This is a genomic window from Halopolyspora algeriensis (assembly GCF_003337235.1).
GTDB lineage: Bacteria > Actinomycetota > Actinomycetes > Mycobacteriales > Pseudonocardiaceae > Haloactinomyces > Haloactinomyces algeriensis.
In genome coordinates this window covers 134,636-147,868 of sequence record NZ_QPJC01000006.1, presented here as the reverse complement: position 1 = coordinate 147,868, position 13,233 = coordinate 134,636, and the positions used below count along the sequence as shown (strand labels likewise).

The 13,233-nt window shown below is 68.3% G+C and carries 14 protein-coding genes; 9 read left to right on the top strand and 5 right to left on the bottom strand.

Features of this window, described 5'->3' with window-relative positions; translation table 11 throughout:
* Nucleotides 1–6: 6 nt before the first annotated feature.
* The 3 genes from DFQ14_RS11520 to DFQ14_RS11510 form a co-directional block, all read right to left on the bottom strand.
* Entirely contained in the window at nucleotides 7–1,245 is a 1,239-nt protein-coding gene (locus tag DFQ14_RS11520; protein WP_114453230.1) for a glycosyltransferase, read from the bottom strand.
* A 12-nt stretch (nucleotides 1,246–1,257) separates the two neighbouring features.
* Entirely contained in the window at nucleotides 1,258–2,184 is a 927-nt protein-coding gene (locus DFQ14_RS11515) for a hypothetical protein (RefSeq protein WP_114453229.1), read from the bottom strand.
* A gap of 728 nt (nucleotides 2,185–2,912) precedes the next feature.
* Nucleotides 2,913–3,704 (bottom strand): GH25 family lysozyme, encoded by a 792-nt coding sequence (locus DFQ14_RS11510; protein ID WP_114453228.1) that lies wholly within the window; start codon nucleotides 3,702–3,704, stop codon nucleotides 2,913–2,915.
* 244 nt (nucleotides 3,705–3,948) lie between these two features.
* Between DFQ14_RS11510 and DFQ14_RS11505 the strand changes: the two genes are divergently transcribed.
* From DFQ14_RS11505 to DFQ14_RS11470, 8 genes are all read left to right on the top strand, one after another.
* The gene (locus DFQ14_RS11505) at nucleotides 3,949–4,674 is read left to right on the top strand and encodes a DUF4232 domain-containing protein (protein WP_246195798.1); all 726 of its coding nucleotides are present in this window, start codon (nucleotides 3,949–3,951) and stop codon (nucleotides 4,672–4,674) included.
* A 79-nt stretch (nucleotides 4,675–4,753) separates the two neighbouring features.
* Complete coding sequence (locus DFQ14_RS11500) at nucleotides 4,754–5,548, top strand: DUF2382 domain-containing protein (RefSeq protein ID WP_114453227.1); 795 nt, start codon at nucleotides 4,754–4,756, stop codon at nucleotides 5,546–5,548.
* A gap of 217 nt (nucleotides 5,549–5,765) precedes the next feature.
* Nucleotides 5,766–6,287, top strand: a complete 522-nt coding sequence (locus DFQ14_RS11495) for a PRC-barrel domain-containing protein (RefSeq protein ID WP_114453226.1) — start codon at nucleotides 5,766–5,768, stop codon at nucleotides 6,285–6,287.
* A gap of 159 nt (nucleotides 6,288–6,446) precedes the next feature.
* Entirely contained in the window at nucleotides 6,447–7,373 is a 927-nt protein-coding gene (locus DFQ14_RS11490) for a hypothetical protein (protein ID WP_179951551.1), read from the top strand.
* A 167-nt stretch (nucleotides 7,374–7,540) separates the two neighbouring features.
* Complete coding sequence (locus tag DFQ14_RS11485; protein WP_114453319.1) at nucleotides 7,541–7,801, top strand: hypothetical protein; 261 nt, start codon at nucleotides 7,541–7,543, stop codon at nucleotides 7,799–7,801.
* Nucleotides 7,802–7,805: 4 nt separating this feature from the next.
* Nucleotides 7,806–8,057, top strand: a complete 252-nt coding sequence (locus DFQ14_RS11480; protein ID WP_114453225.1) for a hypothetical protein — start codon at nucleotides 7,806–7,808, stop codon at nucleotides 8,055–8,057.
* Between the two features lie 106 nt (nucleotides 8,058–8,163).
* Nucleotides 8,164–11,052: an FtsK/SpoIIIE domain-containing protein gene (locus tag DFQ14_RS11475; protein ID WP_114453224.1), complete on the top strand. Its 2,889-nt coding sequence runs from the start codon at nucleotides 8,164–8,166 to the stop codon at nucleotides 11,050–11,052.
* A complete protein-coding gene (locus DFQ14_RS11470; protein ID WP_114453223.1) occupies nucleotides 11,045–11,464 on the top strand; it encodes a hypothetical protein in 420 nt (139 codons plus the stop codon). The genes DFQ14_RS11475 and DFQ14_RS11470 overlap by 8 nt, the downstream gene beginning before the upstream one ends.
* A gap of 16 nt (nucleotides 11,465–11,480) precedes the next feature.
* Here DFQ14_RS11470 and DFQ14_RS11465 read toward each other — a convergent pair whose 3' ends face one another.
* On the bottom strand, nucleotides 11,481–11,753 hold the full coding sequence (locus tag DFQ14_RS11465) for a type II toxin-antitoxin system RelE family toxin (protein ID WP_114453222.1): 273 nt from the start codon (nucleotides 11,751–11,753) through the stop codon (nucleotides 11,481–11,483).
* Nucleotides 11,750–12,034, bottom strand: coding sequence for a type II toxin-antitoxin system Phd/YefM family antitoxin (locus DFQ14_RS11460; protein ID WP_158546690.1), 285 nt, complete (start codon nucleotides 12,032–12,034; stop codon nucleotides 11,750–11,752). Before DFQ14_RS11460 ends, DFQ14_RS11465 begins: the two co-directional genes overlap by 4 nt.
* Nucleotides 12,035–12,206: 172 nt before the next feature.
* Here DFQ14_RS11460 and DFQ14_RS11455 point away from each other — a divergent pair, with 172 nt between their 5' ends.
* Nucleotides 12,207–13,226 carry an NADP-dependent oxidoreductase gene (locus tag DFQ14_RS11455; protein ID WP_246195799.1) on the top strand — a complete coding sequence of 340 codons (1,020 nt, stop codon included), beginning with the start codon at nucleotides 12,207–12,209 and terminating at the stop codon, nucleotides 13,224–13,226.
* The last annotated feature ends 7 nt before the right edge of the window (nucleotides 13,227–13,233 follow it).

Sequence of the window (13,233 nt, the reverse complement as noted above, 5' to 3'; positions counted from 1 at the left end):
AGCGGCTCAGCTCGCGAGTCCGGTGTGGACCTCGGCCGGTTCCGGCGCTTGCTCTCCGGCATCGATCGCGTGCCCGTAGAGCTGCTCGAAGCGCTCCAGGATCGCGTCGATGTCGTGCTGGGAGACCAGTTCCTGGCTGGCGGCCCCCATCCGGTCGATGACGGAGCGATCACTGATGATCCTGTCGATCGCGGTGGCGAGGGACTGCACGTCCCGGGGCGGGTGGAGCCAACCGTTCCGTCCCTGCCGCACCAGGTGCGGCAGGGCCATGGCGTTGGCGAGCACCACCGGTGTACCGGCCGACATCGCCTCCATGGTGGCCAGGCTCTGCAGTTCGGCCACGCTCGGCATGCAGAACAAGTCGGCACGGGCGTAGGCGTCGAGCAGTTCCTCGTCGTCGACGAACCCGGTGAAACGCACCCGCTCGGCGATTCCGAGGTCGGCGGCGAGCTGCTCGTAGTGCTCCCGCTTGCTGCCGTCCCCCACGATTTCCAGCCGCGTCGGCACGTGCGTGTGCAGCAGCGACATGGCCCGGAGCAGGTCCTCGATGTGCTTTTCCTCGTCGAGTCGGCCGACGAACAGCACCGTGCGGGTCTCCGGGTCGGGGTTGCTGCTGCGGAAGGCCGCGGCCCGCCGCCGGTACCGGTCGACGTCGATACCGCAGGAGACCGGCATCGCCGTGTTGGCGAAACCGTTGTCCCGCAGCAGCTGCACCGCGCGTGGTGTCGGCGCGGTCACCACCTGTGCCTTGCTGTAGTGCTTGACCAGGTTGCGCCACAGCAGCCGGGACGCGGCGGTCTGCAGCATCCGGGGCACCCGGATGTAGCCGAAGATGTTCTCCGGCATGAAGTGGTTGGTCGCCACCAACCCGTTGCCACGTCGCCGGGCCGCGTTGATGATGCCCCGCCCGATGAAGAAGTGCGACTGTACGTGCACCACATCGGGCCGGATCTCGTCCAGCAGGCGCTTGGCGGCGGTGGAGGCGCGCCAGGGCGTGCAGACGCGGATCGTGGGATGCACGGGCGTCGCGTACGAGCCGACCCGGTGCACCGTCACCCCTTCTTCGACCGTCGTGCCGGAACAGCGGTCGGTCGAGTGGCAGATCACGTGCACGTCATGACCCCGGCGGGCCAATCCCGTGGCCAGCCGGTGGCCGAAGTTCGCCGCACCGTTGACGTCGGGCGGGTAGGTCACCGCCCCGATCACGATCCGGAGCGGCCGCCTGTCGAGCGGTTGCGAAATCAAGTGACACTCCTGTCAGGAACGATCCATCGAAGCCGGTCCGGCGAGTCCACGGCCACCGGCCACAGCGAGATCCGGAGGGCGCTGTTGCTGCTCGGGGTGATACCGCGCGAGTACGAACACCCCGGCACAGGCGACCATCGCGCACACGGCTTCACCGGTCGCTGTCCACATGCCGACGTTGTCCGCCTCCCCCAGCAGCCCGATACCGAGCCCCACCGCCACCAGCGGATCGATCACGGTCAGGCATGCCACCACCAGATCCGGCGGCCCACTGGCATAGCTGTGCTGCAGCAGCCAGCCCCCGACCAGCAGCGCCGTGACGAGACCGACGGGCGGAAGCAGGCTGATTTCCGCGAGTTCCCAGACCGTGACCTGCTGCGAAACCGCGCGCATCAGCAGGGAGACCAGCCCGTAGCAGACCGCACACCCGGCGGCATAGGCCACACAACGGACGTTTCCCCTGTTCAGTACAGCGATACCGCCCAGTATCAGAACCATCCCGGCAACGAGCCGGATGGCTGTGCTCGCGGCCTCATCCGAGACTGGGGTTGCCGTCGCACTTCCGGCGGCGAGGAGGACGAAGGCCGCCACACCTCCCGTGCTCGCCACCACGGCGAACACGGCCGAGCGGTGGATATCGCGGACGTGCAAGCCCTGCTCGCGCACGTTGAGCAACACCGTGATGGGCAGTGCCAGCACACCGATCGGCTGCACCACGCTCAGCGGAGCCAACCCGAGTGCCACCGCGTGCAGCAGTGCTCCGCCCATCAGGCATCCCAGGCCCAGGAGCCATCGGGGAGTACGGACGAGTCGTAACTGGGACCGGATGCCGAAACCCCGGCCTTCGGTGGTGGTGTGCACGGCACCGTGCTGCATTCGCGCGCCGACGGCGCACCCGCATGCGGCCAGCGCCGCAAGAGCCACCGCGAGCAGGGTCATGGCGAATCACACCCCGGTGGGCGAATCGGGGATCTCACCACGGCCGGGCCGCTCTTCGGCTGCCCGCAGCGCGGACGTTCACTCGGTGAGCACAGCGGATGATTCATGGATCCTCACCGGGAAAGGCCGGGCCGCACCGGTCGGGGCAGGAGCCGGTGTCGCTCATTCCGGAGTCCGCTACCGGCGCGAGCCGGTGTCGCTGTCCGTCCACATCACCAATCTCGTGCATCCTGCTCTCGCCCCACATCCGGGGCCACACCCCCCATTTCCCTGAGGTTTCCGTGCCCGTACCCCACCGGGCCCACCTCCTTTCGAACCTCGGGGACTCCGCGAGCACCTCCCGATCCGGGCAGAGCACACACTCCCGGATCCGACGCTGCCACATCGCCGTGGCGACACCGAGACCCCGTACACGAATACGACTCTAGAACAATCGCAACGGAGAGATGGGCGGGGAATGCGTCACCGTCCCGACAGGAAAGCCCGCAACCTTCGGAGCGCGGCCTCGCGATACCACCGCGCGTCACCGAAGTCGCAGTTCATGGCGACGCGAATGCACACGAAGATCAACTTTTCTCGCGCGAATCGCGCTCACAACGGCACCCGTGGAACCTCACACCGATTTCACATATTTTCCGAACCGGTCGAGTGTTTCACCACAGTCGCGTGCCACGCGGTGGTGCGTTCTCCCGGAGTGATCACCTCGGGCAGGCAGCCGGCTGCCGATCTCAGCGGGGGATCGACAGAACCTGCCCCACGTAGATCAAGTCGGGATCGAAGATCCCGTTCACATCGGCCACCGTCCGCCAGTCCACACCCAGGCGTGCCCCGATCCCCGAGAGCGTGTCACCGGGCTGAACAACGTAGGTCCCGTCCGGCGGCGGAGGAGGTGGGGCGGGCGGAACCATCCCTCCGGTGAGCAGCGACAGCTCGACGAGCGACACATTCAGGTCCGTGTGGCCCGCGATGCCGGGGACCCGGCCCTCCGACGCATACTGATGCAGCTTCACGTGCTCCGTGAGGTACCCGGGCTGCCCCGGCGTACGGCCGTAGTGGGCCACCCACAGGAACACCCCGGAGTCGACCCAGTTCTCCGTGCCGAGCTTGCCGTCGAACCAGGAGGCGGACGCATAAACCGTCACCTCGTGACGGCCCGTGTGCCCGCGGAGGGCGTCGATGAATTCCCGCACCCAGCTCGCGAGTTCGGCGCCGTCCGTCTCGATGTCCAGGCATGGCGGCAGATTGCCCGGTGCACCGGAGTCGAGCCGGGCCAGCTGCGCGGCGAAATCCGCGGCCTCCTGCAGCGGGGCGTTCGTGTCCGGCCGCGCGAAGTGATACAGGCCCGTGGCCATCCCCGCCCGCCGAGCACCGGCGAGCTGGAGATCCAGCGTGGGACTGACGTGGCCGATGCCCTCCGTGGCTTTGATGTAGGCGAACCGGTATCCCGCATCGCGCACTGCGGGCCAATCGGGTTCACCCTGGTAACGCGCCACATCGATACCGGGAATTCGAGTGGCCATCGCAAACCTCACGGGTAGGTCGATAGAGAGCCTGTGCAGGCACGTACATGCTCAACGTAGCGAAGTCGGCGGCGGGAGCAGACCACCGTCGGGGCCATACCGACCCCCCGGCCGGGGGAAATGTGAAGCGGGCGGCAGACGTACCCGGCGGCGTGCAACCGGATATCCCGCCACACGTCTTCACCGGCGAGAGGATTCGCCGGGAGCGATCCCACCCTCTTCGTGGGAAGCGGAGGTGGCCATCGTGGTCGCAGGCACACTGGACACCGCCATGCGGGTGGCAATACGGGCTTCGGCCGTGCTCGTGGTCGGCGCACTGCTGGCAGGCTGCGGGCAACAGACCCAGCAGGCACCCCGGGCACAACAGGCGAACAACCCCGTTCCCTCGGCGCGAACCGTGCCCACACCGCCGGGCACCTCGATGCCCGGGACGCGGGAGGGCAGCGTGGCGGGAACGCCCTCTTCACCGCCCCTGTCACCCCCGCCCACGCGAACACCCTCACCACACGCCAACAGCGGGCTCGTGCCCGCCGGGGCGGCACAGCAGCCACCGGTGACCGAGCGCTGCCACACCTCGATGCTGGCGGGAAACCTCCGGCGCGAAAATCCGGCAGCGGGGCAGCGCTACGCCGAGCTGGTCCTGCGCAACAGCAGCGCCCGTACCTGCACCGTCCACGGCTACCCGGGACTGCTGCTGGTCGGTTCGGACGGGCGGCCACTGCCCACCGACGTGAGCCGGATGCCGGATACGGACCCCGAGCCGGTGCGACTGGCGCCGGGCGAGTCGGCGGTGGCCACCTTGCACTGGGGTGTGGTGCCCGCCGGGAACGAACCGGTCGACGGTCCGTGCGGTCCCGAGCCCGCCGAACTCGAAGTCATCCCGCCGGACGAGAGGGACCCGCTGGCCACGCCCTGGGCCCTCGGGCCGGTCTGCGCAGGCGGTTCCCTGGATGTCACCGCTTTTCATTGAATCCGGCGCGCATACGACGGAATCCGATGGGTAACCCGAATAGAGCAGCCTTCCAGCCGACGTGATGGAGGCGATATTCATGAAGGATGTCCGAAACGCACAAGACCTGATCGGCAGCGATGTCTATTCCCCTGACGGCAGCAAGGTCGGCCGTATCGGCAACGTGTATCTGGACGATGACACGCGCCAGCCGGAATGGGTGACCGTGAAGACCGGCATGTTCGGCACCAAGGAGAGCTTCGTGCCACTGGCCGGGGCCACCGCAACGGACTCGGGGGTCAACGTCGAGGTCTCGAAGGACCAGGTCAGCCAAGCTCCCCGGATCGAGGCGGAGCAGGGCCACCTGTCCGAGCAGGAGGGCCGGGAACTCTACGAGTACTACCACATGCAGCCGGGAGCCGCCGGCGGGCAGCAGCGCGGTGAGGAGATGTCCACACGACGGACCGAAACCGCCGGACAGGAGACGGAGACCCGCAGCACGGAGCCGCAGTCGATGACTCGCTCCGAGGAGCACCTCCGTGTCGGCAAGCAGAATGTCGAGTCGGGTCGCGTACGCCTGCGCAAGTACGTCACGACCGAGCAGGAGTCGGTGACGGTACCCGTCAGCCGCGAGGAGGTGCGTGTCGAGCGGGAACCGATCAACGAGTCCGAACAGCAGCGGATGTCCTCGGACGCCGAAATCGGCGAACAGGAGCAGGAGGTCGTCCTGCACTCGGAGCAGCCGGTGGTCGGCAAGGAATCCGTGCCCGTCGAGCGCGTGAAACTGGACAAGGACGAGGTGACCGAGGAGCAGACCGTCTCCGACGAGGTACAGCGGGAACAGTTCGACGTCGACGACGAAGGCGGACGGCACCGCAGGGACAGGGGCTCCTGAGTGTTCGAGGACCGTTCGCAGATGCCTGCAGCAGGCATCTGCGAACTTTTGCGCCGCCCTGACGACCTCGGCGCACACCCCACTCACCCGAAGGCGTGAATTGCGGCGCATGTCCGGTTGCGGGTGGCGAGATCCGCATGCAGCGTCTGCAGCGCAGCGTCACTGCGCCGGAACTCGTCGCGGCGCCCTCCCCACGGACACGATCGAGGCGAGCCACATGGACGACGCCACACGGGCACAGGAACTGATCGGCAACGACGTCTACGACCGCGACGGCGCCAGAATCGGCCGGGTCGGCACCGTCTACCTGGACGACACCACCCATCAGCCGGAGTGGATCACGGTCCGTACCGGACTGTTCGGCATGAAGGAGCACTTCGTGCCGCTGGCGGGCGCCTCGTCCCAGGAGCAGCGGGTCCAGCTCGACGTATCGCGCAAGCAGGTCGAGGACGCTCCCCGCGTCGATGCCGAGCACGGCCACCTGTCCGAGCAGGAGGGCCGGGACCTCTACAGGTATTACGGCTTCCGTTCGCTCTCGGCGTCGACACCGCACCCGGTGGCCGACCGGCCACGGCACCTCGACTCCGGCGAAGGCGGCGAGCAACGGCGGACCGAGAGGGCGGCACCGGTACCGACCGGCCGGCACCACCGATCGGAGATCGATTCCGAGGAACGACTCGTGGTCCCGGCAGCCGGCCGGAGCCGGGAGGGCAGACACCGCAAGGATCCCGGTGACTGAACGTCCCCGAACGCCGTGGTGGTACCGGCACCTCGCCGCCCGGGGCGGCGAGGTGCGCCCACGAACATCCGCGTGAACGGCAACCACGGCACGCATCACCGCCGCACTGCCGACGAGGCCTCGCCCACCCGCGGGACATGGGCGAGAATGCTCCCCGTCATGGGTGAGGAAACCGAACTCGAATTACTGATCACGATCGTGCTCGCCGCCGAGGACGACCGCGACGCACGCGAGGCATGCCGGAAACTGGTCCGGCGTGTCGGCGGTCGGATCGTGGAGTCCGGAGACTGCTCCGACGAGGAGCCGGGCTGCTGGTCGGTCACTCTGCTGCGCAACGGCGGCGAGTCCGGGAACTCGGCGAGTGCTGCGGCGCTGTCCCGCTCCGTACGCGCCTTCATGCGTGAACTCGGCCCCGCCTACAGCAACGCACGGGTGTCGTGCGAGCCGCCGACCGCCTGGACCGTGGTGGACGATCCCGAACTGGTGGGTGAGCTGGTCGACGGGGGCGAGCGCCTGCTGGTGGAAGCGTGGCAGGGCGACTCGTTGCTGCCGGCGGTTCCGCAGGAGTCCACTCGCCCGGAGGAGTCGGCCGATCCCGAGGAGCTCGGCGACCCCGACGAACCCGCTCCGGAGACAACCGCCGACCCCCCGCTCGACGATGTCGACGAGAGTGGCAGGCCACGTACTCGCCTGGGCATGGTGGTCGATGTTCTGACCGAGCGGCACTCCGGTGCGGAGTGGCCCGCCAGGGCGCTGGCGAGCCGAGTCTCGCGCGCCGTCACCGTCGCAGGCAGTGCCGAACGGCCTCCCGCGGTGCGCGTGGTGCTGGATCTGGGACCTTTCACCGCCGACGGCCCCGAGCTCGTGTCGTGGGCGGCGTCCGAACTCGGCGGCCAGGGCTGGTCGATGCCCGCCATGCACTCGACGGCGAACACCGTGGCCCACTGGTCGACCGCCTCCGCTTCCCCGTCCGGGATCGCGGCGATCGAGCTCTTCGCCTTCCGGCCGGAGGCCGTGGCGGAGATTTCCCCGCACTCCACAGCGCAGTTCGCCGCCGCCGTGGGCAGTTTCGAGCACTCGGCGTAGCCGAACGGGCCGAAGTTTCGTTACGCGGAGTGCACGCAGCACGACAGCGAGCACCGACCTGCCTGCGCGGACTCGGGCACCGGACGCTAACTTGTGGACCGATACAGCACCTGCTTTCGGCGGGTGGCGCCTTGTGTTTCGTCCGCATCCTGGAGGGCCCCGTACAGATGACAGGCGTGGAAGAGGTTCGCGCAGGGATTTCCCTGGCGACCCAGAAGGCTTCGGATGGCATCGCCGCGCTGCAGCAGGCCACCCTGGCTCTGGAAGAGGCGCAGCAGGCGCTGGCCGCAGCCACGCAGGGCAGCAGCCAGGAGGAGATTCAGCACGCTTACGGGATGCTCGCCGAGGTCACGCAGAACATCAGCGGGGCCCAGGGCACGCTCAACGCGGTCATCTCGTCCGCCGAGGGCTACGCGGGACGGCTGTAACGCGGTGTCGGCCCTGGAAGAACTCCTGCAGGCTTTGCGGACCGTCGAGGACCACCTCGACCGGGGACAACGACATCTGGCGCATGCGCAGCGCGTACTGCGGGAAGCCGAGGTGGCGCTGACCCGCATCGATCCCGATCATCCGGAGACCGTGGTTCCACCGGGGCTCCCCCATGCGCAGGATCGGATCGAGCACACGCTCACGGCGGTCGACCACGTCGCCGAAGCGCTCCGCGACTTCGCCGCGCGGCTGTGAACGCGCGAGGTGCGGTCCGGTTGTCCAAGACGCGAAGTCCACGCTCGCTGGACGAGCAAAGTGCTATTTTGATCACGGTCAGTAGCAACGTGTACCGGGGTGAGGTGTGCGTAGACGCAACGAGCGCCGCAGTGCCATCGAAACAGCCTTCGAACACCTGAGCGCCGGCGTCGCCACGGCCCTCGGCGCGGCCGCGAACGAAAGTGCGCGTGTTCGGGCCGAACACGCACGGCAGGAGTGCGCACTGCGGATCGCCCAACTGGGCGTGTCGACGGTGGAGCGTGATCCGTCAGCGGTCGGGGAACCGGACGCTCCCGCTTTCCAGGAGGCGCTGGACGAGGCTCTGCGCGAACGCGCGGAGGTCTATGCACAGTGGTCGCACGGCCCCGCGCAACTCACCGAGCTGGTCGCCTCGGCGGCGCCCGGCACCGCCTCGCTGCCGTGGCAGGACTGGCTGGGCCGGACCGGTTCGTCCGAAGCCGCCGGTTCCACGCCGCCACTGTGGCGTCTCGGCACCGCTGTGGTACCGGACTCGCCGGATCCGCAACCCTTCCCGGCGGCCGTGCCCCTCCTCGACGAGTCCCACCTGCGCATCACATCCGCGGGAAGTTCCGGTGCTCGAGCAACGGCCACCCGGGACGCCGCCGAGCTGCTGGTGCAGAACCTGCTGTTGCGTGTGCTGAGCCACTACCAACCGGGCTTGGTGCGCATCCACGTCTGGGATGTCGCCCGCCTGACCGGGACCCTTCCGGGGCTGTACCCGCTCACGCGGGCCGGACTGCTCACCGCGCACGACCCGACGCGGCTGGAGGAGATGCTCGAGGAGCTGTCCGAGCACATCCGCCGCATCCACACCGGTTCCCTGCTCGGCGGGTACACCTCACTGCGCTCGCTGGCCGAGGAGACCGGCCACCGCGGTGAACCATGGCGGATCGCGGTGCTCTTCGGAGACGGGCACCCGCTCAAGGACGAGCAGCAGCAGCAACTGCAGCGCATCGCCCGCAACGGCCTGGCCTGCGGTGTACAGCTCGTCGTCGTCGACCTGCCGATGACGGTGAACAGCGCGGTCGAGTCGATCACGCTGTCCACCCCGGATCACGCTCGCACCAGCATGACCGGCCCCTACGCGGTGGTCCGCCCCGACGAGGCGTTCCCCCGGGAGAGAACGACCAGGGCGTGCTCGGCCATCGCCGACGAGTTCCTCGCCCGGCGCTCCCGCGTGCACACCTTCGACGACCTGCTGCCCGAGCAGCTCTGGGCGCACCACTCCACCACCGGCCTGCAGGCTCCCGTCGGTTTCCACGAGGGTGAACAGGTCCGGATCACGCTGGGGGACGCGAGTCCGCACACGCTGATCGGCGGCCCCAGCGGGTCGGGGAAGACGAATTTCCTGTACGGCATGCTGGGCAGTCTGACCGCGCGCTACAGCCCCGACGAACTCGAGCTGTACCTGATGGACTTCAAGGAGGGAGTCTCCTTCGCGCAGTTCACGCCGGGCCGCCGCGATCCGAGCTGGTTGCCGCACGCCCGGCTCGTGGGGATCAATGTGAACACCGATCGCGAATTCGGCCTGGCCCTGCTGCGGTTCCTGTCCGCGGAGATGCGGCGCCGGGCCGACGCGGCGAAGGCCCACGAGGTCACCAAGCTGGAGGAACTGCGAGCCGAGGACCCGCAGGGACGGTGGCCCCGGATCGTGGCGGTGATCGACGAGTTCCAGTACCTGTTCGCCGAGCGGGACGTGGTCTCGACACAGGCCGCCGCGCTTCTGGAGGACGTCGCGCGGCGCGGCCGCTCACAGGGCATCCATCTGGTACTGGCCAGCCAGGACATCTCCGGTATCGAAGCGTTCTGGGGCAAGCCCGCGATCTTCGAGCAGTTCATCCTGCGTGTCGCGCTGCCCAAGGCGCGGCGGATGCTCACCGAGACCAACACGACCGCACTCGAACTCCCCCGGCGGCATGCGGTCATCAACCACGAGTCCGGGGCCAAGCACGGCAACGAGGTCGCGCGGATTCCGGATGCCGGCGGTCTGGACGGGCTGCAGCAGTGCCTGTGGCAACGGCATCTGCGCGAGCAGGGCACCGAGCGCCTGCCGCCGCCACGCCTGTTCGACGGTTCGAATCTTCCCGCGCTGGACACGCTCGACGAATTCCGGCGACTGCGGGAGGTTCCGGGCACCGCGCCACAGGTCCTGCTGGGGCAGGTGATCGACGTGGCGGGGACGGCGGCATCGGTGCGACTCACCCGCGCACCGGGACGCAACATCGCCGTGCTCGGCTCGACGCAGCAGGATGCGACCGGTGTCCTGGGCGCCGCGGCACTTTCCCTGGCACGCCGGCACTCCGCGGGCCGGATCACATTCACCGTGGCCGGCCTGCTGGAGGATTGCGACGAGCAGGTACGCGCGCTGACCGCAGCACTACGGGACGCGGGACACGAGGTGGATCTGCTCGGTCCGGGAGACCTGGGATCTGCGCTGAACGGTCTGGCCGAACTCGTCGACGAGCGTGCCGAAACCACCTTCGAGGCAGCACCTCCGGTGCCGCACTGCCTGCTGCTCTACGCGGCGGATGCGGCGCAGACGCTGCTGGAACGCAGGAGTCCGGAGACGCGCGTGAGCGGTCAGGAGCAGTTGCGCAGGATTCTCAAGCAGGGCCCGGAGTCCGGGATTCACACCGTCGGATGGTGGCGCAGCACGCAACGTCTGAAGAACACCCTCGGCATGGGCCCGGTGGACGATATCGGCGCATGGATCGCCTTCGACGTCCACGGCCAGGAGCTCTCTCCCTTCGCGGCCGGCCAGCCCGTGAACTGGTCACCACGTGCCCGCAGGGGCCTGTTCTTCGATCGATCGATCCACTCGCGACCCGAGGTCGTGCTGCCGTTCGACCCCGAAACACTTCCCGAGGTCTCGCCGCCGCACGGCTGCGCCGAGGGTGGTTCCGGCGGTGGGCCCTCGATCGAGCAGGAGATCCGGAAGGAAACCGATGAGTGAGGACCCCTCCGGCAGGCCGCCCGGCGCGGTCGAACGCTACAAGGAGATCACCGCGACGGCCACCGACGCGGTCGAGCGCATGCACGAACTGGAACGCAAGCGCGCCGAGCAACTCGAGGACGAGGTCGTGGCCGGGCGGGAACGCATTGCCGAGGCCGAGCAGCAGGAGGAGCGGGTCGCCGAAGGCGTGCGATCGCGGTGGAACGCCGCGATGGAGGCGCTGTGGGACGAGCGCTGGATGCGGGTCACCAGCATACCCGCCCCGGACCCCTCGGCTCCTGCCGCGACGCCGGAGGAGTCCCTGCGCTCGGTTCAGGATGCCTCTCTGGAGCTGCACGAGGCGCTGGGCAAGCCCCGCTGGTCGGTGACGTCCCTGCTCCCGAAGCCCCGCTCCCGCCGCGACGAGAGGTGACACGCGGCCGAGGAAATCAGGGCCGGTAGGCGTGACCGCGGTGCTGAACCGATTCGATCACCACGATCCGCTGCTGATCATCGACCCGGTACAGCACCCGATAGGTCGCCCGCCGCGCGGACCACATGCCCTCGAACGGTTCCTTGAGCGGCTTGCCGACTCGATACGGCTGTTGCGCGAGCGCACCGGTCACCAACTCGATCACCGCGGCCGCGACCGCTTCCGGCAACTCCTTGGCGACGGCTCGTTTGGCCGGCTTCGACCACTTCACGGCATACGGCTCACTCATGAGCCGTGCGAGCGCTGCTGTTCGAACTCCGCGAGTACGTCATCGGTGTCGTAGAGCTCGCCTTCGGCCGTGGTTTCCCGCGCCTCTTTGAGATCGGCCAGCGCGTCCTGATCACTGAGCACCGCCAGGGTTTCCTGCAGCGACTCCCACTCGTCGGCGGAGATCACCACGGCCGAGGGCACGCCGTTGCGGGTCACCGTGATCTCGTCGTGCTCACGCTCGACCTCGGAAAGCAACGACGAGAGCTTGGCTTTGACCTCGGCAAGTGGCAGTGTCTTCATGGACAGAATTATAGTCATCACAACGGCAGGAGGTCCACTACCTCCGAAGCCCCGCTCCCGCCGCGGCGAGAGGTGATATACGGAACCGACTGGTCGGTATGCTGTTCATGGCACATTCGGAGCAGCCGCGGTAAAATTACGATACGTAATAGTTTCGCATTTGGAGGATGGTGTGGCAGACCAGGAAATCCCCGACCAGGGTCTGGAGATCCGGCTGGCTTCCCGGCCGCAGGGCTGGCCCACCCAGGACAACTTCGAGATCACGCAGGCCCCGATCGCCGCACCGGGTGAGGGGCAGATTCTCGTACGCAACAAGGTCATGAGCGTCGACCCGGCCATGCGTGGCCGGATGAACAACGCGAAGTCCTACGTACCGCCGTTCGAAATCGGCAAGCCACTGTCCGGCGGCGCGGTCGGTGAGGTCGTGGCCTCCAACTCGGACAATTTCGAGGTCGGCCAAGCCGTGCTGCACCAGCTCGGGTGGCGGGAGTACGCCACGGTCGGCGAGTCGCACGCGGTCGCGGTTTCGGGCGAGACCGCCCCGCTCGGCGCCTATCTCGGCGTGCTCGGGATGCCGGGGCTGACGGCCTACGTCGGGCTGTTCGACATCGCACGGTTCCAGCAGGGCGACACCGTGTTCGTCTCGGGAGCAGCGGGTGCCGTCGGTTCCATCGTGGGACAGCTGGCCAAACTGCACGGGGCCTCGCGGGTGATCGGCAGCGCGGGATCGGCCGAGAAGGTGCGCTACCTCACCGAGGACCTGGGCTTCGACACCGCCTTCAACTACAAGGACGCCCCCGTGGCCGAGCAGTTGAAGGCCGCCGCCCCGGACGGCATCAGCGTCTACTTCGACAACGTCGGCGGCGATCACCTCGAAGCCGCGATCGGCTCGCTCAACGACTTCGGACGCATCGCCGCCTGCGGGGCGGTGTCGCAGTACAACGCCAGCGAGCCCCAGCCGGGGCCGCGCAACATGTTCCAGATCGTCACCAAGCGGCTGAGCCTGCGCGGTTTCATCGTGATCGACCACGCCGACCGGCGTGACCAGTTCTTCAACGACGTCGGCCCCCTGGTCCGCGACGGAAAGCTGCGCTACGACGAGACCACGGTGGCCGGGCTGCGCAACGCTCCCGACGCCTTCCTGGGCATGCTGCAGGGTCGGAACACCGGCAAGATGCTCGTCACCGTGTGACGGTGGC

Coding starts and splice junctions, on each gene's coding strand:
- DFQ14_RS11515 (WP_114453229.1), bottom strand. CDS start 2,184: ATGACCCTGCTCGCGGTGGCTCTTGCGGCGCTGGCCGCATGCGGGTGC.
- DFQ14_RS11510 (WP_114453228.1), bottom strand. CDS start 3,704: ATGGCCACTCGAATTCCCGGTATCGATGTGGCGCGTTACCAGGGTGAA.
- DFQ14_RS11500 (WP_114453227.1), top strand. CDS start 4,754: ATGAAGGATGTCCGAAACGCACAAGACCTGATCGGCAGCGATGTCTAT.
- DFQ14_RS11495 (WP_114453226.1), top strand. CDS start 5,766: ATGGACGACGCCACACGGGCACAGGAACTGATCGGCAACGACGTCTAC.
- DFQ14_RS11490 (WP_179951551.1), top strand. CDS start 6,447: ATGGGTGAGGAAACCGAACTCGAATTACTGATCACGATCGTGCTCGCC.
- DFQ14_RS11485 (WP_114453319.1), top strand. CDS start 7,541: ATGACAGGCGTGGAAGAGGTTCGCGCAGGGATTTCCCTGGCGACCCAG.
- DFQ14_RS11470 (WP_114453223.1), top strand. CDS start 11,045: ATGAGTGAGGACCCCTCCGGCAGGCCGCCCGGCGCGGTCGAACGCTAC.
- DFQ14_RS11465 (WP_114453222.1), bottom strand. CDS start 11,753: ATGAGTGAGCCGTATGCCGTGAAGTGGTCGAAGCCGGCCAAACGAGCC.
- DFQ14_RS11460 (WP_158546690.1), bottom strand. CDS start 12,034: ATGAAGACACTGCCACTTGCCGAGGTCAAAGCCAAGCTCTCGTCGTTG.